The sequence below is a fragment of the Sphingobium sp. TomTYG74 genome (assembly GCF_055393875.1).
Map to the genome: position 1 here is coordinate 637398 of NZ_AP027341.1, position 21506 is coordinate 658903.

The window sequence follows — 21506 nt, forward strand, 5'->3', positions numbered from 1 at the left end:
TGCACCTCGGCTGATTTTTGTCTGGACGCTGGCAGCTGATTTTGCCATTTGGCGCGGGCAGGCCATGCATGCGGGCGTGGTGAAACTGGTAGACGCGCCGGACTCAAAATCCGGTTCCGAAAGGAGTGTCGGTTCGATTCCGACCGCCCGCACCATCCTTCATCGATGAAAAAGAAAGACCCGGCAGCACGAAGCCACCGGGCCAAGTGGGACTTTTACCAGGTAAAAGCCTCGGGTCGCGGGGCTTCCCTAGCGCAAAAAGATGACAATTCCAGTTAATCGGGAGCGTTCGATCCATAATGGATCAAACAGCGCCGGATGGCCGGTCAACATTCACATCGCCGTTCTTCGAGCAGAGCTCAAAGAGCTTCACGTCATGCCAGCGAAAGCTGGCATCTCCGGCGATAGGGCACCGCCTAGCCTCACGAGATCCGCTGAGTTCACGGAACAAGTGCAACACCTGCTAGGGGTGGTGTTGCGATGGGACAGAGATATGGCCAGCTCAGCCTCGAGGAGCGGATCGAGATTTACCGCCTGCATGCAGGCAAATCGCAAAGAGCCATAGCGGCGCATCTCGGGCGGGCGCCAGCTACGATCAGTCGCGAACTGCGGCGCAACAGCGTGCGAACCAAGGTCTGGCCCGGTGGCTATGAGCCTGTCCGCGCCCAGCAGCTTGCCGAACGCAGGCGCCGATGGGATTGCCGCTTCAAGCTGGAACGCCAACCGGACCTGCGCGGCCTTGTGAGGGACGGCCTTGCGATGGGATGGTCCCCCGAGCAGATCGCAGGCCGATTGACGCGCGAACATGGTCGCACCCTCATCAGCCCTGAGTCAATCTACCGCTTCATCTACCACCGTTCGGCACAGAAGGATTATTGGCATCGCATGCTGCCACGCGCCCGCCACAGGCGCGGCCGCTATCCCCCTCAAGGCGGCAGCATGGTCGATATCATCCAGCAGCGCCGCCCGTTGACCGAGCGCCCGCCCGACGCCGATGATCGGCAAAGCCCAGGCCATTGGAAGCCGATTTCATGCTGTTTGCCCGCTATGGCCAGGCCGTCCTCGTCGCCCATGAACGCGCCTCCCGGTTCACGATCATCCACCGGCCACAGGATCGAAAGGCCCCAAGAACCGCAGGCCATCTGGCGGACATGCTGGCCGACCTGCCCAAAACCCTCCGGCGCTCCATCGCTTTCGACAATGGACCAGAGTTCGCCCGGCATCACCAGCTCGCAAGCCAGATCGGCATCCAGACCTTCTTCTGCGATGTCCGATCACCCTGGCAAAAAGGCGGCGTCGAAAATGCCATCGGACGCCTCCGCCGCAGCCTGCCGCGCAAAACCAACCTCGATGCCATCACCCCCGATGACATCCTCGCCGCCGTACAGCGCTATAATCATACGCCAAGAAAATGCCTCGACTTCCTTACTCCCGCAGAGGCATTCTCACGCTTCAATCCAAATGTTGCACTTCAAACGTGAATCTACATCCCAGCTTGCGCTGGGATGATCTGAGTCTCTCTCCATTTTCTCCGCGCCTCCGCGTGAAAAGCCCTAAACCCGCCGTTGCTGAGCCGCAAACCACGGCACCAATCGCCTGATCGCTTCCTCCACCCGGTCGGTCGACACGGCAAAGCTGATCCGGATATGCCGGTGCCCATCGACAGGATCAAAATCGATCCCTGGCGCCGTCGCCACGCCTGTCTCCTCCAGCAACCTCCGGCAAAAGCCAAGGCTGTCGTCCGTCAAATGCCCCACATCGGCATAGATGTAGAAGGCCCCATCCGGCGGCGCGATTTCCTTCAACCCCAGCGCAGGCAGCGCCGCCAACAACAATTCCCGATTCCGACGATAACTCGCGACGTGCCCCTCAAGCTCAGCGAGGCAGTCAAAAGCCTTCAACCCCGCATGCTGGGCGAGGGAAGGGGGCGTCAGGAACAAATTCCCCATCCGCGCCCGCGCCGCCTCGACCAGCGCCTGCGGGAACACTACCCAGCCCAGCCGCCACCCGGCCATCGAAAAATATTTCGAAAAGCTGTTCACGACGACTGCATCGGGCGCAAACTCCAGCATGGAATGCGCCGCCTCGCCATAGGACAGGCCGTGATAAATCTCGTCCGACACGATCCTGATCCCGCGCCGCGCACAAACCTCCGCGATTCGCGCCATCTCGTCGGCAGGAATGATTGTGCCGGTAGGATTAGCCGGACTCGCGATGATCACGCCGTCGGGCGCGGGCTCCATTGCCTCCAGAGCCGCCGCGCTGATCTGATACCGCTCGGCAGGCCCGCAATCCACCTCGACCGGCTCCAGATACATTGCCCGCATCGTATTGCGATAAGCCACATAGCCCGGCCGAGCCGTCGCCACCCGCGCGCCCGGCGCGAACAGGCAACTGAGCGCCAGCACCAAGCCGGGCGAAGCGCCGCAGGTCAGCAAAATCTGCTCCGCCGCCACCGTCACGCCATAACGCTCCCGGTACAGCAGCGCGATCCGTTCTTTCAGCGCCGGGCTTTCCCAATAGCCCATCGGATCGCTGTCCAGCACCCGATGAGCCTCTGCAATCGCGGCACCAGGAGCGCCCGTCGAAGGCTGGCCGAACTCCATATGCAGGATGGAGCGTCCTTCGGCCTCCAGCCGATGCGCCTCCACCCCGATCGCGATGGCATGAAAAGGATCGATCTGCGCAATCATGCGCCTCACTCCGAAATCCAGACCTCGACCGAAACGCCATGCTGGCACAGCGCCACCCGGATCGGCAGCTCCTCAACTGGCCCACCGGCCAGCGCCCGGTCGTAAACCGCCTTCTTCGCCACACCACCGATTTGCAGGAAGATATGCCGACTCTTCAGGATCGCCCTGGCGCTAAGCGACATGCGCTGATGCGGCGCGGCAGGCGGCGTCACGGCCAGCGTAAGGGCGCTAGTGGTTAGCCCCTCGGCCAGCTCCTTCGCCTCCGGGAACAGCGAAGCCGTATGCCCATCCTCGCCCATGCCGAGCAGCACGATGTCGAGCGGCCAAGGCAGCTCTGCCAGTGCCGCTTCACACGCAGCCTGCCCCGCATAGGCATCCGCAGCGTCATTCTTCATGCCCACAAACCGCGCCTTCGCCGCTGCGCCCTGCAACAGCGTCTCGCGAACCAGACGCTCGTTGCTGTCCGCATGATCGGGCGCGACCCATCGCTCATCGACCAGCGTCACGATGACCTTGTCCCATTCCAATCCCGCCGCCGAAAGCGCCTCCAGCACCGGCCGAGGCGATCGCCCGCCCGACAGCGCGATCGTCGCCACCCCCCGCGCCGCGATCGCATCGCCCAGCACGAACTCGATCCGCCGCGCCATGTCGGCAGCCGCCAGGCCACCATCAACAAAAAGATGTTCAGTGGGCATCGCGATCGCCCCTTATGTCAGTCAGCTTGCGCTCCCATGCCAACGCATGAGTGACGATTTGGTCCAGATCGGCATGGCGCGGCTGCCACGGAAATTCGGCCATGATCGCCCGATTGTCGGAGATCAGCGAGTCCGGATCGCCCGCGCGCCGTCCTTCCATCCGCCGGTCGATCTTGATGTTCGTCACCCGATCGACCGCATCCAACACTTCCAGTACCGAAAAACCGCGCCCATAGCCGCAATTCAGCAGATAATTCTGTTCGGGCCTGGCCATCAACGCGTCCAGCGCCAGCACATGCGCCGCCGCCAGATCGGTCACATGGATATAGTCGCGTACACCCGTCCCGTCAGGCGTGTCGAAATCCGTCCCGAACACCGACACAAACTCCCGCTTGCCCAGCGCCGCTTCGACCGCCACCTTGATCAGATGCGTCGCCCCCGCCGTGGACTGGCCCGTCCGCCCCGCCGGATCAGCGCCCGCCACATTGAAATAACGCAGCGCACAGAAATTCATCGCATGCGCCGCGCTGACATCGCGCAGCATATATTCGGTCATCAGCTTGGACATGCCATAGGGATTGATCGGCCGCTGTGGCGTCGTCTCCCTGACCGGGCTCTCGTCCGGAATCCCATAGGTCGCAGCCGTCGAGGAAAAGATGAAATGCGGCACGCCCACCGTCACCACGCTCTCGATCAGGTCGCGGGTCTTGGCGCTGTTGTTGTGATAATATTTCAGCGGATTTTCGACCGATTCCGGCACCACGACCGATCCGGCAAAATGCATGATCGCTTTCACGTCATGATCGCGCAGAGCTTGCTGCACCAGTGGCTGGTCGGCAATATCGCCCCCAACGAAGGCCACATCGTCCGGCACCGCCCAACGAAAACCCGTCACCAGATTGTCGATCACGACGACGTCATAACCAGCATCGCGCAGCGCCAACACTGCATGGCTTCCAATATAACCGGCACCACCCGTGACCAGAACCGTCGGCTTTTCGCTCATAAAAGGCATGTCTCCCGAAAATGTCGGGCGAGACCTAACGCACTGTCCGAACGATTAACAGCCTTCCGTGTTGCGCTGCGAGATCATCTGAACGAACGCCGCGACCGGGGGGCACGGCTTCCCCCACCCAACCCCCGCTCGTCCTGAGCTTGTCGAAGAACTTTTCTTCTTAGAAGGAGAGGGGCTTCGACAGGCTCAGCCGGAACGGGGGAGAGGAACCTAAACCATCAGCTTAAGCCCTCAAGCCGCCGCAGCCTTCACCCCCGCATCATAGAAAGTCGCCCCGCTAGCCGCCATGTCCTGCAACTGCACAGTCGGCGCAAAGCGATCCCCATGCCGAGCCGCCAACCGCTCCAGCACGGCCACAACATGCCCAATTCCAACCGTGTCCATATGGCTGAACGGCCCACCCGTCCAAGGCGCAAAGCCCCAACCGAAGATCGCGCCGAGGTCGCCATCCTCCACCGTTTCCAGCACACCTTCCTCATAGCAGCGGGCGCATTCGATCAACTGCCGATAAAGCAGCCGTTCCTTCACTTCCTCCACATCAGGCTGCACCGCCGCACGCGGGAACATGTCATCCAACCCCGCCCACAGATGCTTCTTCCCGCCCTCAGGATAATCGTACCAGCCCTTCGCGCTCTTGCGGCCCAGCCGCCCCATCTCGACCATCCGCGCCATCACCGCATCGGACGGCTGCGCTACATAGGCGTCACCCAATTCCTTCTGCGCGGCGACGACGATCTTGTGGCCCAGCTCGATCGACACCTCGTCGCCGACAGCCAGGGGGCCAACCGGCATCCCCAACTGCCGCCCCGCATTTTCAATAAGCGCCGGGTTGATCCCCTCGGCCACCATCTCCACACCTTCCTGCACATAGGTGCCGAAACAGCGTGAGGTATAGAAGCCGCGCGAGTCATTGACGACGATCGGAGTCTTCTTGATCTGGCTGACGAAATCCAGCGCCTTGGCGATTGCGGCCGGGCCGGTTTCCTTGCCCAATATGATCTCGACCAGCGGCATCTTTTCCACGGGCGAAAAGAAATGGATGCCGATGAAATTGGCGGGCTTGCTCCATGCCTTGGCCAGCTTGGTGATCGGCAGCGTCGATGTGTTGGACCCGAAGATCACATCAGGCCCTAAAACCTCCTCGACCTTCTTCGTGACCTCGGCCTTGATCGCCACATCTTCGAACACCGCCTCGATCACGAAGTCCGCTCCCGCGAGCGCCGCATAGTCGGTCGTCGGTGTGACGCGTGCCAGAGTCTCCGCCAACTTCTCGGGCGTCATGCCACGGCCCAGCCGCTTCTTCAGCACATCCTCGACATGCGCCTTGCCCTTTTCAGCATAGGCGAGGTCGCGGTCGAACAGCATGACCTCCATGCCTGCCTGCGCTGCCACCGTCGCAATCCCCGCGCCCATCATGCCCGCGCCCAGCATGGCGAGCTTCTTCGTCGGCGCCTTGGGCTGGTCCTTCGGCCGCCGCGCGCCGCGTTCGGCGGCATTCTTGTTCACGAACAGGCTGCGGATCATGTTTGCCGCCTGCGGATCGGCCGCGACCTTGGCGAAATATTTACTCTCCACCCGGATCGCCCGGTCGAACGGCAACAGCGCGCCTTCATAGACAGCAGACAGCAGAGCGACCGGCGCGTTCATGTTCCGCTGGGTCTGCTTCAGCGTCATAGGCACCGCGCCGACCATCGTCTGCACGAAGCCGGGGTTGAAAGCCCCCGCGCCACCGGGGAACTTGAAGCCCTTCACGTCCCACGGCTGCGCGTTGGCGGACGGGTTTGCCTTTACCCATTCCTTCGCCTTCTCGACCGCCGTGCCCTGCGGCACCACTTCATCGACGGCCTTCAGCATCGCCGCCTCTGCGGGCCGGAACAGCTTGCCCTGCAACATGTACATCAGCGCCGCCTGCACGCCGATCAGGCGCGGGAAGCGCTGCGACCCGCCGCCGCCAGGGAAGAGGCCAATCAATATCTCCGGCAACCCAAGCTGTGTCTTGGGACTATCGCCGACCACGCGCCGATGACAGGCCAGCGCGAGCTCAAAACCGCCCCCGACGCATGTGCCCTCAATGGCGCAGGCCACCGGCCTGCCGCATGTTTCCAGCCGTCGAAACAGCTGATTGAGCACGAAAACCTTGTCAAAAATCTCGGCCGGGGCAGGGCGCTTGCCCCCACCGCTCGCCAGCATCGACCCGAAATATTTAAGGTCCATACCCGCCATGAACCCACTGTCCTTGCCCGAAGCAATGACCGCGCCCTTGATCGCCTCTTCCGAACCGATGCGCGTGATCGCCGCATCCAGATCGGCGATGAAATCCGGCCCGATGACGTTCATCGACTGGCCCGGCACATCGATGGTCAGCGTGGCGATACCGTCTGCATCGATGTCGAAATTGATGGTCTGCATAATTGGCTCCCTAAAGCCCCTCCCCTTTAAGGGAGGGGTTGGGGTGGGGGGTGTCCGCGCTATCGTTGCGCCTAGACTGCCCACCCCCTAACCCCCTCCCGCGAGCGGGAGGGGGAACAATCCCGGTCAAACCCGCTCGATAATAATCCCGGTTCCCATGCCCGCACCCACGCACAGGTTCACCAGTGCCGTGCCCTTGCCGGACCGTTCCAGCTCATCCAGCGCCGTCCCCAGCACCATCGCGCCCGTCGCACCCAGCGGGTGGCCCATCGCGATCGCACCGCCATTCACGTTGATCTTGTCATGGTCGAGGTCCATCGCCTGCATGTAGCGCAGCACGACGCTCGCAAAGGCTTCGTTCAGTTCCCACAGGTCGATGTCATGACTGCTCATCCCCGCCCGGTTGAGCAGCTTGCCCGCGACGAATTCCGGCCCGGTCAACATGATCAGCGGCTCGGACCCGATCGACGCCATGGCCCTGATCCGAGCGCGGGGCTTCAGCCCATATTTCTCGCCCATATCCTTGTTGCCGACCAACACCGCAGCCGCGCCATCGACGATGCCGCTGCTGTTCCCCGCATGATGGACATGGTTGACCCGCTCCAGCTCCGGATATTTGAGCAGCGCGATCGCATCGAACCCCGGCATTTCCTCACCCAGCGCGGTAAAGCTGGGTTTCAGCGCGGCGAGTGATTGCATCGTCGCGTCGGGCCGCATATGCTCATCATGGTCCAGCACCACCGAGCCGATCACGTCGCGAACAGGAATGATCGACTTGGCGAACCGCCCTTCATCCCACGCGACCTTCGCCCGCCGCTGGCTCTCTACCGCATAAGCGTCGGCGTCGTCGCGGCTGATGCCGAACTTGGTTGCGATCACATCGGCCCCAATGCCCTGCGGGGCGAAATAGGTCTTGTAGGCGACCGCCGGGTCCATCGCGATCGCGCCGCCGTCCGATGACATCGGCACCCGGCTCATCGATTCGACACCGCCGCCGATCGCCAGGCCCGCTTCGCCCGAATAGACCTTCGCCGCAGCCATGTTCACCGCTTCCAGCCCCGATGCGCAGAAACGGTTGATCTGCACCCCCGGCACCGTCTGCTCATAATCGGCGTTCAGTACGGCCGCGCGGGCGATGTCCCCGCCTTGTTCGCCTATCGGTGTGACGCAACCCAGTATCACATCGTCCACGTCAGCCGTGTCGATGGCGTTGCGGTCCCGCACCGCCTGCAGTACCTGGGTCGCCAGCTGGACAGGGGTGATCTCATGCAACGATCCGTCCGGCTTGCCCCGGCCACGGGGCGTCCTCACGGCATCGTAGATAAAGGCTTCCATCGCTCTGTCATTCCTCTCCGCTTGGCGTCCGGCGCGCCGCAAATGTATTTACGTTTACGTAAAGTGCAAGCCTATTCGCTTTAACATTGAACTGCTTCCCTTCCTTCCGCGTTTGACGCTCCAATCGTTTTCGGGTTCATGCATTTTTCGTGTCAGAGGCAGATTCTCCTCCAGCGCCATCGCCCTTCGCCATCCCCATCTTCCGCGCGGTATGGTTCGCCAGCCTCGCGTCCAACTTCGGCGGGTTGATCCAGTCGGTCGGCGCTGCGTGGATGATGACCTCGCTGTCGGGCTCCCCCATGCTCGTCGCGCTGGTGCCGGCATCGACCACCTTGCCGATCATGCTGCTCTCGTTATGGGCAGGCGCGGTCGCGGATAATCTCGACCGCCGCCTCGTCATGCTCGCCTGCCAGCTCTCGATGCTGCTGGTATCGGCGTTGCTCGCCCTGTTCGCGTGGCTCGGGCTGCTCACCCCTTGGTCGCTCCTCGCCTTTACATTCCTCGTCGGCTGCGCCACCGCCATCAACGGCCCGGCGTGGCAAGCATCGGTCGGTGACATGGTCCCGCGTTCCCAACTGCCCAGCGCCGTCGCGCTCAACAGCATGGGCTTCAACCTTGCGCGCAGTGTCGGTCCCGCACTCGGCGGCATCATCGTCGCAGCGGCAGGCGCTGCCGCCGCCTTCCTCACCAATGCGCTGAGCTACATTGCCCTGACTGTCGTACTCCTCCGCTGGCAGCCGGAACGCGGGCCGAAACTCCTTCCGCGCGAACGCCTCGGCCTCGCGATGAGGGCGGGTGTGCGCTATGTGGCCATGTCGCCGAAGATACAACTGGTCCTCCTGCGCGCCGCAGCCTTCGGCATTGGCGCGAGCGCGGTGTCCGCCCTCATGCCTCTAGTGGCGCGCGACCTATTGAAGGGCGACGCCCTTACCTTCGGCATCCTGAGCGGCGCGTTCGGCATAGGCGCAGTCCTCGGCGCGCTCTCGTCAGGCAGGCTCCGCCGCCGCTTCGCCATCGAAACCATCGTGCGCTCGGCCGCCCTTGCGCTGGCCATCGGAACCGCGATCACAGCTTCCACTGGCTGGCTGCTTGTGACCATAGCAGGACTCCTGCTCTGCGGCGCAGGCTGGGTCATCGCGCTGTCGACCTTCAACGTGTCGGTCCAGATGTCCGCTCCCCGCTGGGTGCTGGCGCGGGCCGTCGCGCTTTACCAGATGACAGCTTTCGGCGGCATGGCGCTGGGCGCCTGGCTGTTCGGCTGGCTGGCGGAACATATGGGCGTGGTGACGTCGCTCTACGTCGCCGCCGGGGTGCAGTTCGTGGCGGCGATGGTCGGCCTTTTCCTGCCGCTATCCCAGACCGGCGATGAAAATCTCGACCTTCTGAACCGCTGGCAGGAACCGCAAACCTCCGTGCCAATAGAACCCCGCAGCGGGCCGGTTGTCATCACCATCGAATATCGCATTCCGGCGGGTTCCGTCGTGCCTTTCCTCACAGCGATGAGCGAGCGCCGCCGCATCCGCCGCCGCGATGGCGCGCATGGCTGGTCGCTCCTCAGGGACTTGGCCGATCCCGAATTATGGGTCGAGCGTTATCACGTCTCGACCTGGCTGGACTATGTCCGCCACAATAGCCGCCGGACCATGGCCGATACCGCCAATTCCGACGCTCTTGCGTTGCTGCACAGCGGACCTCATCCGCCAGTCGTTCACCGCATGCTGGAACGGCAGACCGGCTCGCTGCCGATCGGCCGGATGCCTGACGTGCGGGAGATGGACGACCCGATGACCGACCCCACCCGGTCGAGTTGATCGCCTATCCGTGCGGCAGGTCGTCCGGCGTGTCGATATCGACCAGCGAACTGCTCATCGCTTCGATCTGAAGCCCTCGGCTTAACAACGCCCTCGCGCCCTGATCACCGCGCAGTGTCAGCAACTCGGGAAAATGCTTTCGTCCGATGAAGGCGGGCGGCAAGGAAGAAAAGCCATCCGTACTCGCCACCACCGACCGCACATCCTCCGCCGCCAGGCATATCCGGTTATAATGTGACTGCGGCACATAGGGCATGTCGGCCAGGCAGATGAGAATGCCCCGGCAGCGCCTGATCGGCATGACATGGTTTACGGCCAGCACGATACTGCTCGCCAGCCCTTCTTCAGGCTTGTCATTGACCAATATGCTGTAACCACGCCTCTCCAGTTTCCGATGAATATCGGGAGCATCGGCGATGGGCCGCGTCACCGCCACCAGTTCTGCGAAGGCGAGGGAGGCGACGGCTTCCAGCGTATGGGCAACGACCGGCTTGCCATTGAGATCAGCCATCAGCTTGTCCGCCTCGCCAAAGCGCGACGACATCCCTGCGGCCAGCAACACGGCTGCGATACGTTCAGTCCGCACGCCTCAGCCTTGATGCCATGGGTGGGGGAAGGGCGACGGGACGGCCATGCTTATCGGATCGGCTTCTTGTGATGCGCGTTGATGTGCCACCCGGCATGACCCCTGTCCATAGTCCCGGCAAAGGGGGCTGGCGTTCCGCAAACATAGCCGCCATATGCGCCCTGAACAAAGATAATGAGGAGTAGTGCCGTCCATGGACTATGATCCCGATGCCGAGGCTGTAGGCGAAGCGATTAAGGAAGTTGTGCCCGCGAAAGTGGCGGAAGCTATCCGCACCTTGATCCGCTGGTCGGGCGACAATCCCGAACGGGAGGGGCTGCTGGAAACGCCCGAACGCGTCGCGCGGGCGTGGCGCGAATATTGCCGTGGCTATGGCGACGATCCGGCTTTCCATCTGTCGCGCATCTTCCATGAAGTGGGCGGCTATGACGACATCGTGCTGCTCAAGGACATTCCGTTCCAGTCGCATTGCGAACATCATATGGCGCCGATCATCGGCCGCGCGCACATCGCCTATCTGCCCGGCAAATATGTGGTGGGCATTTCAAAGCTGGCGCGCGTTCTGCACGCCTTCGCCAACCGCCTTCAGGTTCAGGAACGCCTGACCGCCGAAGTCGCCAACTGCATCTGGGAGCATCTGAAGCCGCAGGGAGTGGCCGTCGTGATCGAGGCGACGCATGGCTGCATGACCGGGCGGGGCGTTCGCACGCCCAATGTCCTGATGAAGACCAGTCGCATGCTCGGCGTATTCCGCGAGGACGAAAAAAGTCGCGAGGAAGTGCTGAAGCTCATCGAATCGTGAACGACGAGGAAACACCCGCTTACCGGCCCCTTGGCGGCGCGCGCGGGCAGGCCGAAGGGCCGCTGCCGCTGGCGAACAAGCGGTTGGCGCTGATCACCGGCGGCCACAGGCGGCTGGGCGGCGTCATTGCCGCCGGGTTCGCGCGCGTCGGCTATTCCCTCGCAATCCATGGCAGCCATGACACGCGGCTGGACTCGGCGCTTGCCCTGACCCTCGATGAAAATGGCACGGAATGGGACGGCTTTACCGCCGACTTCTCCGATCCTGAAAGCGCCGAGGAACTCGTCGCCAAGGTCGCAGAACGCTTCGGCCGTCCGCCCGACATATTGGTAAACAGCGCCGCGATTTTCGGTCAGGACCGGCTGGATAATGTCTCCGCCGACGATCTCATGCGGCATTATGCCGTCAACTGCGCCGCGCCCGCGTTGCTCACAAAATCGTTCGCAACCATCCCGGCCGGGGTCGCGGATCGGTGCATCATCAATATCCTTGATCAGCGGATCGATCATCCGCACGCCGATCAGCTGGCTTACACCTTGTCGAAGTCGGCGCTGGCGGGGCTAACCCGCCTTTCCGCCGCCAGCCTTGCCCCACATATCCGGGTCAATGCAGTCGCGCCCGGTCTCACCATCGCCACGCCCGATTATGATGAGGCACAGATGGAACGGCTGCAATCGGCCATGCCGCTCGGCCGCTTGCCGCTGGCGGAGCAGATTGCAGAAGCGGTCCTCTATCTGGCGCAGGCGAGCGCCGTCACCGGGCAGACGCTTTATGTCGATGGCGGCGCACATATGCGCAGCTACGACCGCGACTTCATGCATATGGGACGGTGATCGGCGGCTCTTGCTGCCGCGTTGCACCGCAGATTTGAAGGAAACCTAACGATGACTTTCGAAACGATTTTGGTCGAACAGCGCGAAGCGGTGACGCTGGTTACGCTTAACCGTCCGCAGGCGCTGAACGCGCTCAACACGCAGGTGCTGGCGGACCTGAGCGCTGCTTTCGCGGCCTATGACGCTGACCCCTCACAACTGTGCCTGGTTCTGACCGGCAGCGAAAAGGCATTCGCCGCAGGTGCGGACATCAAGGAAATGGTCAGCAAGGAAGCCGCCGACTTCTTCCTGGAGGACTTTTTTTCCGGCTGGCAAAAACATGTGGTGGCAACGCGCAAGCCGTGGATCGCGGCTGTCGCGGGCTTTGCGCTGGGCGGCGGGTGCGAACTGGCCATGATGGCCGACTTCATCATCGCGGCGGACACGGCCAAATTCGGTCAGCCGGAAATCAAGCTTGGCGTCGCACCCGGCATGGGCGGGTCGCAGCGCCTGACCAAGGCGGTCGGCAAGGCGAAGGCGATGGAAATGTGCCTCACCGGCCGCATGATGGGCGCGGAAGAAGCCGAGCGTTCGGGCCTGGTCTCGCGCATCGTACCGGCGGCCGAGCTGCTGGATGACGCGCTCAAGACCGCTGCGGCCATTGCTTCCATGCCCCCCATGGCCACTATGGTGAACAAGGAGATGGTGAACCTCGCCTTCGAAACCATGCTGGAGCAGGGGCTACTGACCGAAAGGCGCCTGTTCCAGCTGCTCACCGCGACGGAAGATCGGGTAGAGGGCATGACCGCCTTCGTCGAGAAGCGCCCGGGTGTTTGGAAGGGCCGCTAACCGGCGCGAAAAAAAATATCCACACTTATCCACAGCTTTAGACAGGGGCTGTCGCTGAACCGTCAGATTCCGCTTTGAACGACTCACATTTGGTGAGACCTTCGGCTTATCGAAACGAAAGAAGAAACGGAGAAATCCGGATCATCAAATCGGCGATCATATCAAAGACTTGACTGACGTTTCGGTCATCAGGCTGAAATTGGAACTGCAAGGTTCGAATGGAAACTGATGGTCTTCTAAAGACCTGTCATGCACGCGCGAAAGCGAACGTCGGACATGGAATTTTTGAAGACAGCTGCGGAACATGGCGAATAGCCGGACAGCCGGAGCAAACACGATGCCAAACCTTCTCGGTAGAAGCATCGCGCGCCGAGTCCGATGATCGCATCCTGAAAGGGAAGCGGATCCGGGACACGACGGAAGTGGGGACCGACAGCAATGTCGGCCCCCATTTTGCTTTTGGGCTGCCCTGCGCGGTTCCCCATTATCCTAAAGTCTATGTCTCTTTATTGCCAATCCATCGGCGCGGCTCTTCTGTACTCTATGATGAGGATAGAGAAGGATCGCATCATGGATAACCAGCTGAATTCGTCGGTAACGGAGGACAGACGCAATTTTCTGAAGACCTGCGGCAGATTCGCTGCAACGGTCCCGCCCGCCATGACCATCCTTTTGTCCACTTCGCTAAGCTCCGAAGCCATCGCCGCATCCAGTGGCGGTGGGGGCGGAGGCGACCGAGGCCCCAGGGACAGCGGCGCCAAACCCGGCCTCGATTCCACGCCCAAATATGGCTCGCTGGACACCGGGATAAAGACGGTGGAAGTGCCACGGGATAAACCGCGCACGTAGGTCTCACCGATCTGTGTAAAACCCGTCCTGCAAGAGCGATGGTGCCGGCTAGAGGGTTCGAACCCCTGACCCCCTGATTACAAATCAGGTGCTCTACCAACTGAGCTAAGCCGGCACGTCTTTTGGACGGAAAAGCGCCTTACTATCAGATGACACCGAACGTCCAGCCCTCCGTTGCGGCAATATGTGGATTGAGTGCGGGTGGGGTCCAGATGCTGGGTCTTGGCGCGACGTTGCGCATCCACGCGGCAGTGACGATCGCGTCCGCGCCATGATCGTCCGGCGGCAATCCCTCATAAGGCTGAGAGCCGAGCGTAGATAGCGCATCGTCCAAAGTGCCAAGATCCCGCATCTTCGTCCGCCCCTTGGGCCGCCCCGCCGCCCTTGCCGCGATGCTGGTATAAATCTCCACCACCAGCGAACCCTCGCGTGGCGCAGGGTCGAAAGGCCAGACGGGAACATGATCCCGCACATGATGGAGCAGGCGCATCCCCGCAAAGCTCGCCTTCGCCACCTGAGCCGCGCCGATCGCGTCATAGACGGTGGAGGGCTTGCCCCCACCGCCCGCATTATAATGCGCTTCGCACACCCGGTTGTGCATGAAGTCCGCCTTCACCCCGTCCGCCTTGCCGAAGTAGAAATGGCGGCGGTGCGTGACGTGCAGCAGGCTGCCCGCACCCAGATCGGAATCATCGCAAACGCGATCCACATAGGCCCAGAAGTCAGGCCCCGTCACCGGCACCTCATCGCCCGGCAGATAAGCCTCCCGCGCCACGAAGGGCGGCGCGAAGCTGAAATCGAATCCGAACAGCGTCGGCGCTTCGGCAGCCGCCGCGATCAGCCATTCCCCAACAGCGCAACGGGACCAGAAGCCTCCGCCATCCGGATGGATAAGCCGGGGCACAGCATCGCCACGCTCGCACAGCGCCACCGCTATCCCCTTGTGCCGCACCCCCTTCGCGCCCGACCAATCGATCGCGGCATAACGGGTGAAGCGCGGAGTCATTCGCCCCCGCCGCGCTCGGCCCGCAGCTTGTCCCAATAGGCCATGCGCTCGGCTATGCGCGCCTCGAACCCGCGATCGGTCGGCGCGAAGAAGGTCTGCGGCTCCATCTCTTCGGGCCAATAATTGTCGCCCGAAAAGCCCTCTGCACTGTTATGATCATATTGATAGCCCTTGCCATAGCCGATCGTCTTCATCAGCCGGGTAGGGGCGTTCAGGATATTCTTCGGCGGCATCAGCGACCCGGTATCCCGCGCCGACTTCCATGCCGCCTTCATCGCCGCATAGGCCGCGTTCGACTTGGGAGCCGTCGCGCAATAGAGGCACGCCTGCACGATCGCCAGCTCCCCCTCCGGGCTTCCCAGAAAGTCATAGCTGTCCTTGGCAGCCAGACATTGCACCAGCGCCTGCGGATCGGCGAGCCCAATATCCTCGCTCGCAAAGCGCACCAGCCGCCGCAGCACATAAAGCGGCTGCTCCCCCGCCGTCAGCATCCGCGCCAGATAGTAGAGCGCCGCCTGAGGGTCCGATCCGCGCAGCGCCTTGTGCAGCGCCGAGATCAGATTGTAATGCCCCTCCCGATCCTTGTCATAAACCGCCATGCGCCGGTGCAGCAGCGCCGACAGCCCAGCGGGATCAAGCGGCTCGCTTATGTCGATCGAATACAGCGTCTCGACCTGATTGAGCAGGAACCGCCCGTCACCATCCGCACTCGCCAGCAAAGCATCCCGCGCCGCCGGAGTGAGTGGCAAAGGCCGCTGCGTGATCGCCTCCGCCCGCTCCAGCAACAACTCCAAAGCCGCCGCATCCAGCCGATGCAGGATCAACACTTGCGCCCGTGACATCAACGCCGCGTTCAATTCGAAACTGGGGTTCTCGGTGGTCGCCCCCACCAGCGTCACGGTCCCATCCTCGACAAAGGGCAGGAAACTGTCCTGCTGCGCCCGGTTGAAGCGGTGGATCTCGTCCACGAACAACAAAGTCTTGTCCCCGCGCCGCGCATGCTCCTTAGCCGCCGCAAAGACCTTCTTGAGGTCCGCCACGCCCGAAAACACCGCAGAGATCGGTTCGAACCGCATATCCACCGCGTCCGCCAGCAGGCGCGCGATCGTCGTCTTGCCCGTACCCGGAGGCCCCCACAGGATGATCGAAGACAACCGCCCCGCCGCCACCATTCGCCCGATCGCGCCTTCCGGCCCGGTCAGATGCTCCTGCCCCACGACATCGGCCAAAGTACGAGGCCGCAGGCGGTCGGCCAGCGGCGCATTCTCCCCGGCGTCAGCGGGCTCGTTCACGGCATCGGAAGCAAAAAGATCGACCATCGCCCCGATATAGGGAAAGTGCGCGGTTTAAGGAACCGGGCTGGAGCGTAACCGCGCGCCCTGTGTCCGCTGGCGGATCACCCGGATATAAGTATCGACCAGCGCCTGGTTCACCTGATCCCACCCATAGCGCTCCGCCTCCGCCATCGCGGCAGCGCCGGCATCGGCCCGCGCGTCAGGATGTGTGCAATAGCTCGCCAACGCATCGGCAAAGGCCCCGATCGCCCCCGGACGGATCAGGCGGCCAGTCACGCCCTCGGTCACCAGGCTTTCGCTACCCGTCGCTCGCGCCGCCACCGTGGGAAGCGCACAAGCCATCGCCTCCAGCGTCACATTGCCGAACGTCTCGGTGATCGAGGGATTGAACAGCATATCCATGCTCGCAACCGCGCGGCCCAGCTCATCACCCTTCTGGAACCCGGTGAAAACAGCGTCCGGCAGCCGGTTCTGGAACCACTCCCGCGCCGGGCCTTCGCCGATGATCAGCACCTTGTGCCGCACATCGCGCATCTTCAGCTGATCGATCGCATCGGAAAAGACGTCCAGCCCCTTTTCCATCACCAGACGGCCGATGAAGCCGATCACCGGCTCATCATTTTCGATCCCCAGCGATTGCCGCCACGCCATGTCGCGACGTCCCGGATTGAAGATGTCCCGGTCGATCCCCCGCGTCCAGATGCCGACATCATAGCTCATGCGCTGTTCGCGCAGCAGCTGCGCCATGGACTCCGAAGGAGCGACGATAGCATCGCAACGCCGGTAAAATCGCCGCAGCATCGATTCGATCACCGGCTCCAGAAAGGCCAGTCCATAATAGCGCGGATAGGTCTCAAACCGCGTATGGACCGATGCAACCGCTGGCAGACCCTTGCTCCGCGCCCATGTTACCGCCCGATGCCCCAATGGATCAGGGCTCGACACATGAACCAGATTAGGCCGAAACCGCTTCAGGTCGCGCCGCACATGCCCCGACATGCGATAGGGCACGCGATATTCCTTCCGCCCCGGTATCGCCAGGGATGGCGCGCTCACCAGATCGCCGGTCGGCTCGAACGCGGGTGTCGCAACGGTCGGCGAATAGACGCGCACGGCAGCACCCTGACGCAGCAAATAGCCCACAAAGCGGTTGAGAGCCTGGTTCGCGCCATCGCGCACATAATTGTAATTGCCGCTGAAGAGCGCGACGCGAAGGCCAGTAACGTCCATCAGCCGCCCCTTAACCCAGCCAAACGAAAAACCCAAGGGAACCGCATCCGCAACCGGGATTTTTGTCATCATCACCGTATCGAAACGCTGCCATGATGTTGCGGCAGGAGAAGGATGAAGATGTCCGAAGCTTTCCGCAGGGGAATGCGCGTTAAGTGGAATTGGGGGCAGGGCGTAGGCCGTGGGCGCGTGGCCGAAAGGTTCGACCGCCATGTGGAAAAGACGATCGAGGGCGCGTTGATCCGTCGCAATGGAACGGCAAAGAACCCCGCCTATCTCGTCCAGACCGACAGCGGCAGCGAGGTGTTGAAACTGGCGTCAGAATTAAGCCGCGCCTGACCCCCTCTCGCCAACCTTCCGCGCCGCTGTCATAGGGGCGGAATGGCTGAGCATCTTACCATCGCGGCATTGCTGACCGGCACGCCCATGCCCTTTCGCGACGGCGACTATAGCGCCATTGCGAAACGGCCGGTGGATGGCGCCGTCCGCATAGGATGGCAGGGGTTTGAAGGGGATGCCGTCGCCGACCCTGTCCATCATGGCGGTTGGGACAAGGCGATCCACCTCTACCCGCACGACCATTATGACTGGTGGCGCGAACGAAAACCCGATCACCCGCTGCTCGACGCACCCGGCGCTTTCGGCGAAAACATCGCATCCCTTGGCATGACGGAGGAGGAAATCTGCCTCGGCGACCGCTTCTCCCTCGGCAGCGCGCTGGTGGAGGTCAGCCACGGACGGCAACCCTGCTGGAAGCTCGACCACCGCTTCGGCTCGCGTGACATACTGGCCACCATCGTGAAGACCGGTCGCGCAGGTCTCTATTTCCGCGTGCTGCGCGAAGGGGAGGCGGAAGCGAAAGGGCGCATGGAACTGCTCGACCGCCCCTTTCCGCAATGGCCGATCGCGCGCGTCTTTCGCCTGCTGATCGGCGGGCGGCACAAAGTTGAACCCGACGCCGTCCGGGCGCTGGCAAATATGCCCGTCCTGGCTGAAGTCTGGCGCGATCGAGCCGGCAAGCTGGTGGAATAGCGGTCCAAATTTACCCCGCCATCTGGTATGCCGCCGGGGCCTTCCCTATAGCTGATCCATGGCATCGACCCAAAAGCAGAAGAAACCCGAAAAAGTCCGGCCCGCCGGCTTCCCCACTCGCGATCAGGTGATGGAATTCGTCACCTCCTCCGATCAGCCCGCAGGCAAGCGGGAAATCGCCAAAGCGTTCGGCCTCAAGGGGCAGGAAAAGATCGCGCTGAAAGCACTGCTGAAGGACATGGCCGACGAAGGGCTGCTGGACATCGGCCCCGCGCGCGCCTTCCACAAAATGGGCGGCGTGCCAAAGGTCACCGTCCTGCGCATCGTCGATGTCGATGGCACAACCCTCATCGCCACGCCCGAGCGCTGGGAAGCCGAAGGCCAGCCCGCACCCCGCCTGCGCGTAATGGAACGCGGCAAAAGGGGCGCGCTGACCATCGGCGACCGCATCCTCGCTCGCACGGAAGAGGCCGGGCGCGGCTGGGTCGCCCACCCGATGAAGAAGCTCGCCAAGGCGACCGAGGAACTGCTTGGCGTGGTGGAAGCGGGGGAGGGCGGCAAGCTGTGGCTACGCCCCGTCGACAAGCGCATCCGCAAGGACACGCCGATCAGCGACGCGGGCAATGCCACTCCCGGCGATCTCGTTCTGGCCGAACCCGTAGGCCGCCCGCCGCGCATCAGCGCCCGTGTGACCGACATATTGGGCGATCCCTTCGCGCCCCGCAGCTTCAGCCTCATCGCGATCCACAAATATGGCATCCCGCACGTCTTTCCTGAAAAGGTAGAGGATGAGGCTGTCGCCGCTTCGAACATCGCCCTGAATGAGGACAAGCGCGAGGACCTGCGCCACCTGCCCATCGTCGCGATCGACCCGGTCGACGCCCGCGACCATGACGACGCCGTCTGGGCCGCACCCGACGAAGACCCCGCCAACCCCGGCGGCTATCGCGCCATCGTCGCCATCGCCGACGTCAGCTACTATGTCCGCCCTGGCAGCGCGCTCGACAAGGAAGCCCGCAAGCGCGGCAACAGCGTCTATTTCCCCGATCTGGTCGTACCCATGCTGCCGCACCAGCTGTCGTCCGACATGTGCTCCCTGCGCGCCGGTCAGGATCGCGCGGCCATGGCCTGCCACCTCACCATCGACGCATCCGGCAAAGTCACCAACTGGCATTTCACCCGCGCCATCATCCGCGTCGCCGCCGTCCTCGCCTATGAAGACGCTCAAGCCGCAATAAACGGCACATCTCCCCTCCCGCAGGCCGGAGGGGCCGGGGGTGGGCAAGGCGAAACCCCGCCAAATCAGCCGGACCTCCTCGAAACCGCCCTGAAGCCCCTCTGGGCCTGCTGGAAACTCCTCCGCAAGGCCCGCGACAAGCGCGACCCGCTAGCCCTCGACCTCCCCGAACGCCGCGTCGTCCTCGATGAGCATGGCAAGATCGTCAGCGTTGCCGTCCGCGAACGGCTCGACGCGCATATGCTGATCGAAGATTATATGATCGCCGCCAACGTCGCCGCCGCCAAGGCGCTGGAAGGTAAGAAGGCCCCCGTCATGTACCGCGTCCACGAACCGCCCAGCCGTGACAAGCTGGTCGCGCTCAAGGACTATCTCGCGACCTTCGACATCGACTTCGCGCTGGGGCAGGTCATCAAGCCGTCGACCTTCAACCGCCTGATCGACCGCATCGGCGAGGCGGAGGAAAAGCCCCAGATCATGGAGCAGATCCTGCGCAGCCAGACCCAGGCCTATTACAGCCCCGCGAACATGGGCCATTTCGGCCTCGCGCTCGGTTCCTATGCGCATTTCACCTCGCCCATCCGCCGCTACGCCGACTTGCTGGTCCACCGCGCGCTGGTCGGCGGCTACAAGCTTGAACTTCCAGCGCCAAAGGGTGGCGCGCTGCCCGACCGCACTTCGCTCAGCGCCGACGATCATGAAAATATGGGGCGCGTCGGCGAGATGATCAGCCAGCATGAACGCCGCGCGATGGAGGCGGAGCGGGAGACGATCGACCGCTATGTCGCCGCCTTTCTCGCTGCTCATGTTGGCGAAATGGTCAATGCGCGCATTACGGGCGTGCAGAATTTCGGCTTCTTCGCGACTGTTGAAGGACTCGGTGGCGACGGCCTCGTCCCCGTCTCCACCATGGGTGACGAACGCTTCTTCTTCGACGAAGCAGGCCGCGCGCTGGAAGGCGTGGAGAGCGGCGACCGCTACACTGTCGGTCAGCATCTCCAGCTACGCCTTGCCGAAGCCGACCCGATCAACGGCTCCCTCCGCTTCGAACTCCCCGACGCCCCGCCGCAACGCCCCAGCTTCAAGAAGGACAGGACACGTCCCGGCGCGAAACGTGGCCGCCCCGCGAACATCCGCCACATGGGCGCAAAACGTGGCAAGCACCGCCGCTGAGACTAGGCATACCTAACCCCGTTCGGGCTGAGCTTGTCGAAGCCCTTCCCTTCTTAAAGAAGTAGAGCCGTTGGCTATCGCCGCCCTTCGGGTCGACAAGCTCAGGGTGAACGGTATGGAAGGGCGATGCCAACTTGGGAGCATAAACCCTAACTTAGCCGATCAATTGCCTCCGCACTCAACCCGCCCGGAATAACCATGATAGGGCAGGGCAACTTGCCCGCATCCGCGCCCGCAAAGTGCGACACCAGCGCGCCGGGATGCCCGCTCGCCGCCGCCCCCAGCACCAGCGCCGCGACATCGGGCATCTCGTCCAGCGTCTCGCGCACCAGTGCCACTGCGTCGCCCTGTCGCACGGTAATGCTCGGGCGAATACCGGACTCCTCGGTCAGCGTGCCCGCCGCGCTGGTGACGAGCGCCTCGGCCCGTTGCCGCGCCTCATCCTCCATCGTCGCCTGCACGCCGCCCCACTGCACGAACTCGGCAGGCGGCACGAGCGCGAGGATACGGATAGACCCCGCCGTCTTGGCCGCACGGCGCGCGGCAAAACGCAGCGCCGTCTCCGCCTCCGGCGATTCGTCCACTACAACCAGATAAGTCCGCATAGCCGCCGCACCCCACGCCAAAATGGGCAGTTCGGTTTCCCGCTGCCTTCCTGTCTGAACCCATCTGGTAAA

At 62.9% G+C, this 21506-nt stretch carries 18 protein-coding genes, 2 tRNA genes and 1 pseudogene; 10 read left to right on the forward strand and 11 right to left on the reverse strand.

What is annotated here, in order from left to right; translation table 11 throughout:
* Positions 1–70: 70 nt before the first annotated feature.
* Positions 71–155, forward strand: a tRNA-Leu gene (locus ACZ5TB_RS03365).
* A gap of 325 nt (positions 156–480) precedes the next feature.
* Positions 481–1481, forward strand: a pseudogene (locus tag ACZ5TB_RS03370) (IS30 family transposase).
* 72 nt (positions 1482–1553) lie between these two features.
* Here the strand turns inward: ACZ5TB_RS03370 and ACZ5TB_RS03375 are convergent.
* The 5 genes from ACZ5TB_RS03375 to ACZ5TB_RS03395 form a co-directional block, all read right to left on the reverse strand.
* Complete coding sequence (locus ACZ5TB_RS03375) at positions 1554–2693, reverse strand: aminotransferase class I/II-fold pyridoxal phosphate-dependent enzyme (RefSeq protein ID WP_464792007.1); 1140 nt, start codon at positions 2691–2693, stop codon at positions 1554–1556.
* A gap of 5 nt (positions 2694–2698) precedes the next feature.
* Entirely contained in the window at positions 2699–3388 is a 690-nt protein-coding gene (pgl, locus tag ACZ5TB_RS03380) for a 6-phosphogluconolactonase (protein ID WP_464792008.1), read from the reverse strand.
* Positions 3378–4394: a UDP-glucose 4-epimerase GalE gene (gene galE / locus ACZ5TB_RS03385; protein WP_464792009.1), complete on the reverse strand. Its 1017-nt coding sequence runs from the start codon at positions 4392–4394 to the stop codon at positions 3378–3380. The genes pgl and galE overlap by 11 nt, the downstream gene beginning before the upstream one ends.
* A gap of 240 nt (positions 4395–4634) precedes the next feature.
* Positions 4635–6812, reverse strand: coding sequence for a 3-hydroxyacyl-CoA dehydrogenase NAD-binding domain-containing protein (locus ACZ5TB_RS03390; RefSeq protein WP_464792010.1), 2178 nt, complete (start codon positions 6810–6812; stop codon positions 4635–4637).
* A gap of 126 nt (positions 6813–6938) precedes the next feature.
* Positions 6939–8147, reverse strand: coding sequence for an acetyl-CoA C-acetyltransferase (locus ACZ5TB_RS03395; RefSeq protein WP_464792011.1), 1209 nt, complete (start codon positions 8145–8147; stop codon positions 6939–6941).
* A 149-nt stretch (positions 8148–8296) separates the two neighbouring features.
* Here ACZ5TB_RS03395 and ACZ5TB_RS03400 point away from each other — a divergent pair, with 149 nt between their 5' ends.
* The gene (locus ACZ5TB_RS03400; RefSeq protein ID WP_464779370.1) at positions 8297–9958 is read left to right on the forward strand and encodes an MFS transporter; all 1662 of its coding nucleotides are present in this window, start codon (positions 8297–8299) and stop codon (positions 9956–9958) included.
* Positions 9959–9962: 4 nt separating this feature from the next.
* On the opposite strand, the gene ACZ5TB_RS03405 is transcribed toward ACZ5TB_RS03400, so the two are convergent.
* Positions 9963–10544, reverse strand: coding sequence for a nucleotidyltransferase family protein (locus tag ACZ5TB_RS03405; RefSeq protein WP_464779371.1), 582 nt, complete (start codon positions 10542–10544; stop codon positions 9963–9965).
* A 193-nt stretch (positions 10545–10737) separates the two neighbouring features.
* On the opposite strand from ACZ5TB_RS03405, the gene folE reads away from it, so the two are divergent.
* The 4 genes from folE (at position 10738) to ACZ5TB_RS03425 (ending at position 13856) form a co-directional block, all read left to right on the forward strand.
* A complete protein-coding gene (gene folE / locus ACZ5TB_RS03410) occupies positions 10738–11346 on the forward strand; it encodes a GTP cyclohydrolase I FolE (RefSeq protein WP_196225909.1) in 609 nt (202 codons plus the stop codon).
* Positions 11343–12179 carry an SDR family oxidoreductase gene (locus ACZ5TB_RS03415; RefSeq protein ID WP_464779372.1) on the forward strand — a complete coding sequence of 279 codons (837 nt, stop codon included), beginning with the start codon at positions 11343–11345 and terminating at the stop codon, positions 12177–12179. Before folE ends, ACZ5TB_RS03415 begins: the two co-directional genes overlap by 4 nt.
* Before the next feature lie 51 nt (positions 12180–12230).
* Positions 12231–13007: an enoyl-CoA hydratase-related protein gene (locus tag ACZ5TB_RS03420; RefSeq protein WP_464779373.1), complete on the forward strand. Its 777-nt coding sequence runs from the start codon at positions 12231–12233 to the stop codon at positions 13005–13007.
* A gap of 570 nt (positions 13008–13577) precedes the next feature.
* Positions 13578–13856 carry a hypothetical protein gene (locus ACZ5TB_RS03425; protein ID WP_464792012.1) on the forward strand — a complete coding sequence of 93 codons (279 nt, stop codon included), beginning with the start codon at positions 13578–13580 and terminating at the stop codon, positions 13854–13856.
* A 39-nt stretch (positions 13857–13895) separates the two neighbouring features.
* On the opposite strand, the gene ACZ5TB_RS03430 is transcribed toward ACZ5TB_RS03425, so the two are convergent.
* The 4 genes from ACZ5TB_RS03430 to ACZ5TB_RS03445 form a co-directional block, all read right to left on the reverse strand.
* Positions 13896–13971 (reverse strand) — tRNA-Thr (locus ACZ5TB_RS03430).
* A 30-nt stretch (positions 13972–14001) separates the two neighbouring features.
* A complete protein-coding gene (locus ACZ5TB_RS03435; RefSeq protein WP_464792013.1) occupies positions 14002–14862 on the reverse strand; it encodes a hypothetical protein in 861 nt (286 codons plus the stop codon).
* Complete coding sequence (locus tag ACZ5TB_RS03440) at positions 14859–16181, reverse strand: replication-associated recombination protein A (RefSeq protein ID WP_464792014.1); 1323 nt, start codon at positions 16179–16181, stop codon at positions 14859–14861. The genes ACZ5TB_RS03435 and ACZ5TB_RS03440 overlap by 4 nt, the downstream gene beginning before the upstream one ends.
* Positions 16182–16208: 27 nt before the next feature.
* A complete protein-coding gene (locus tag ACZ5TB_RS03445) occupies positions 16209–17387 on the reverse strand; it encodes a glycosyltransferase family 4 protein (protein WP_464792015.1) in 1179 nt (392 codons plus the stop codon).
* A 120-nt stretch (positions 17388–17507) separates the two neighbouring features.
* Here ACZ5TB_RS03445 and ACZ5TB_RS03450 point away from each other — a divergent pair, with 120 nt between their 5' ends.
* The 3 genes from ACZ5TB_RS03450 to rnr are packed head-to-tail and all read left to right on the forward strand — an operon-like array spanning position 17508 to position 20829.
* Complete coding sequence (locus ACZ5TB_RS03450) at positions 17508–17726, forward strand: hypervirulence associated TUDOR domain-containing protein (RefSeq protein WP_196225914.1); 219 nt, start codon at positions 17508–17510, stop codon at positions 17724–17726.
* Between the two features lie 42 nt (positions 17727–17768).
* Positions 17769–18419 (forward strand): MOSC domain-containing protein, encoded by a 651-nt coding sequence (locus ACZ5TB_RS03455; protein WP_464792016.1) that lies wholly within the window; start codon positions 17769–17771, stop codon positions 18417–18419.
* A 58-nt stretch (positions 18420–18477) separates the two neighbouring features.
* Entirely contained in the window at positions 18478–20829 is a 2352-nt protein-coding gene (rnr, locus tag ACZ5TB_RS03460) for a ribonuclease R (RefSeq protein WP_464792017.1), read from the forward strand.
* 149 nt (positions 20830–20978) lie between these two features.
* Here the strand turns inward: rnr and ACZ5TB_RS03465 are convergent, their stop codons facing one another.
* Positions 20979–21434: a universal stress protein gene (locus tag ACZ5TB_RS03465; protein WP_460985984.1), complete on the reverse strand. Its 456-nt coding sequence runs from the start codon at positions 21432–21434 to the stop codon at positions 20979–20981.
* Between the last annotated feature and the right edge of the window lie 72 nt (positions 21435–21506).

What these genes read in the sequence shown, in the direction of transcription:
- ACZ5TB_RS03375 (WP_464792007.1), bottom strand. Translation starts at nt 2,693, where the DNA reads ATGATTGCGCAGATCGATCCTTTTCATGCCATCGCGATCGGGGTGGAG.
- pgl (WP_464792008.1), bottom strand. Translation starts at nt 3,388, where the DNA reads ATGCCCACTGAACATCTTTTTGTTGATGGTGGCCTGGCGGCTGCCGAC.
- galE (WP_464792009.1), bottom strand. Translation starts at nt 4,394, where the DNA reads ATGAGCGAAAAGCCGACGGTTCTGGTCACGGGTGGTGCCGGTTATATT.
- ACZ5TB_RS03390 (WP_464792010.1), bottom strand. Translation starts at nt 6,812, where the DNA reads ATGCAGACCATCAATTTCGACATCGATGCAGACGGTATCGCCACGCTG.
- ACZ5TB_RS03395 (WP_464792011.1), bottom strand. Translation starts at nt 8,147, where the DNA reads ATGGAAGCCTTTATCTACGATGCCGTGAGGACGCCCCGTGGCCGGGGC.
- folE (WP_196225909.1), top strand. Translation starts at nt 10,738, where the DNA reads ATGGACTATGATCCCGATGCCGAGGCTGTAGGCGAAGCGATTAAGGAA.
- ACZ5TB_RS03420 (WP_464779373.1), top strand. Translation starts at nt 12,231, where the DNA reads ATGACTTTCGAAACGATTTTGGTCGAACAGCGCGAAGCGGTGACGCTG.
- ACZ5TB_RS03425 (WP_464792012.1), top strand. Translation starts at nt 13,578, where the DNA reads ATGGATAACCAGCTGAATTCGTCGGTAACGGAGGACAGACGCAATTTT.
- ACZ5TB_RS03435 (WP_464792013.1), bottom strand. Translation starts at nt 14,862, where the DNA reads ATGACTCCGCGCTTCACCCGTTATGCCGCGATCGATTGGTCGGGCGCG.
- ACZ5TB_RS03440 (WP_464792014.1), bottom strand. Translation starts at nt 16,181, where the DNA reads ATGGTCGATCTTTTTGCTTCCGATGCCGTGAACGAGCCCGCTGACGCC.
- ACZ5TB_RS03445 (WP_464792015.1), bottom strand. Translation starts at nt 17,387, where the DNA reads ATGGACGTTACTGGCCTTCGCGTCGCGCTCTTCAGCGGCAATTACAAT.
- ACZ5TB_RS03450 (WP_196225914.1), top strand. Translation starts at nt 17,508, where the DNA reads ATGTCCGAAGCTTTCCGCAGGGGAATGCGCGTTAAGTGGAATTGGGGG.
- ACZ5TB_RS03455 (WP_464792016.1), top strand. Translation starts at nt 17,769, where the DNA reads ATGGCTGAGCATCTTACCATCGCGGCATTGCTGACCGGCACGCCCATG.
- rnr (WP_464792017.1), top strand. Translation starts at nt 18,478, where the DNA reads ATGGCATCGACCCAAAAGCAGAAGAAACCCGAAAAAGTCCGGCCCGCC.
- ACZ5TB_RS03465 (WP_460985984.1), bottom strand. Translation starts at nt 21,434, where the DNA reads ATGCGGACTTATCTGGTTGTAGTGGACGAATCGCCGGAGGCGGAGACG.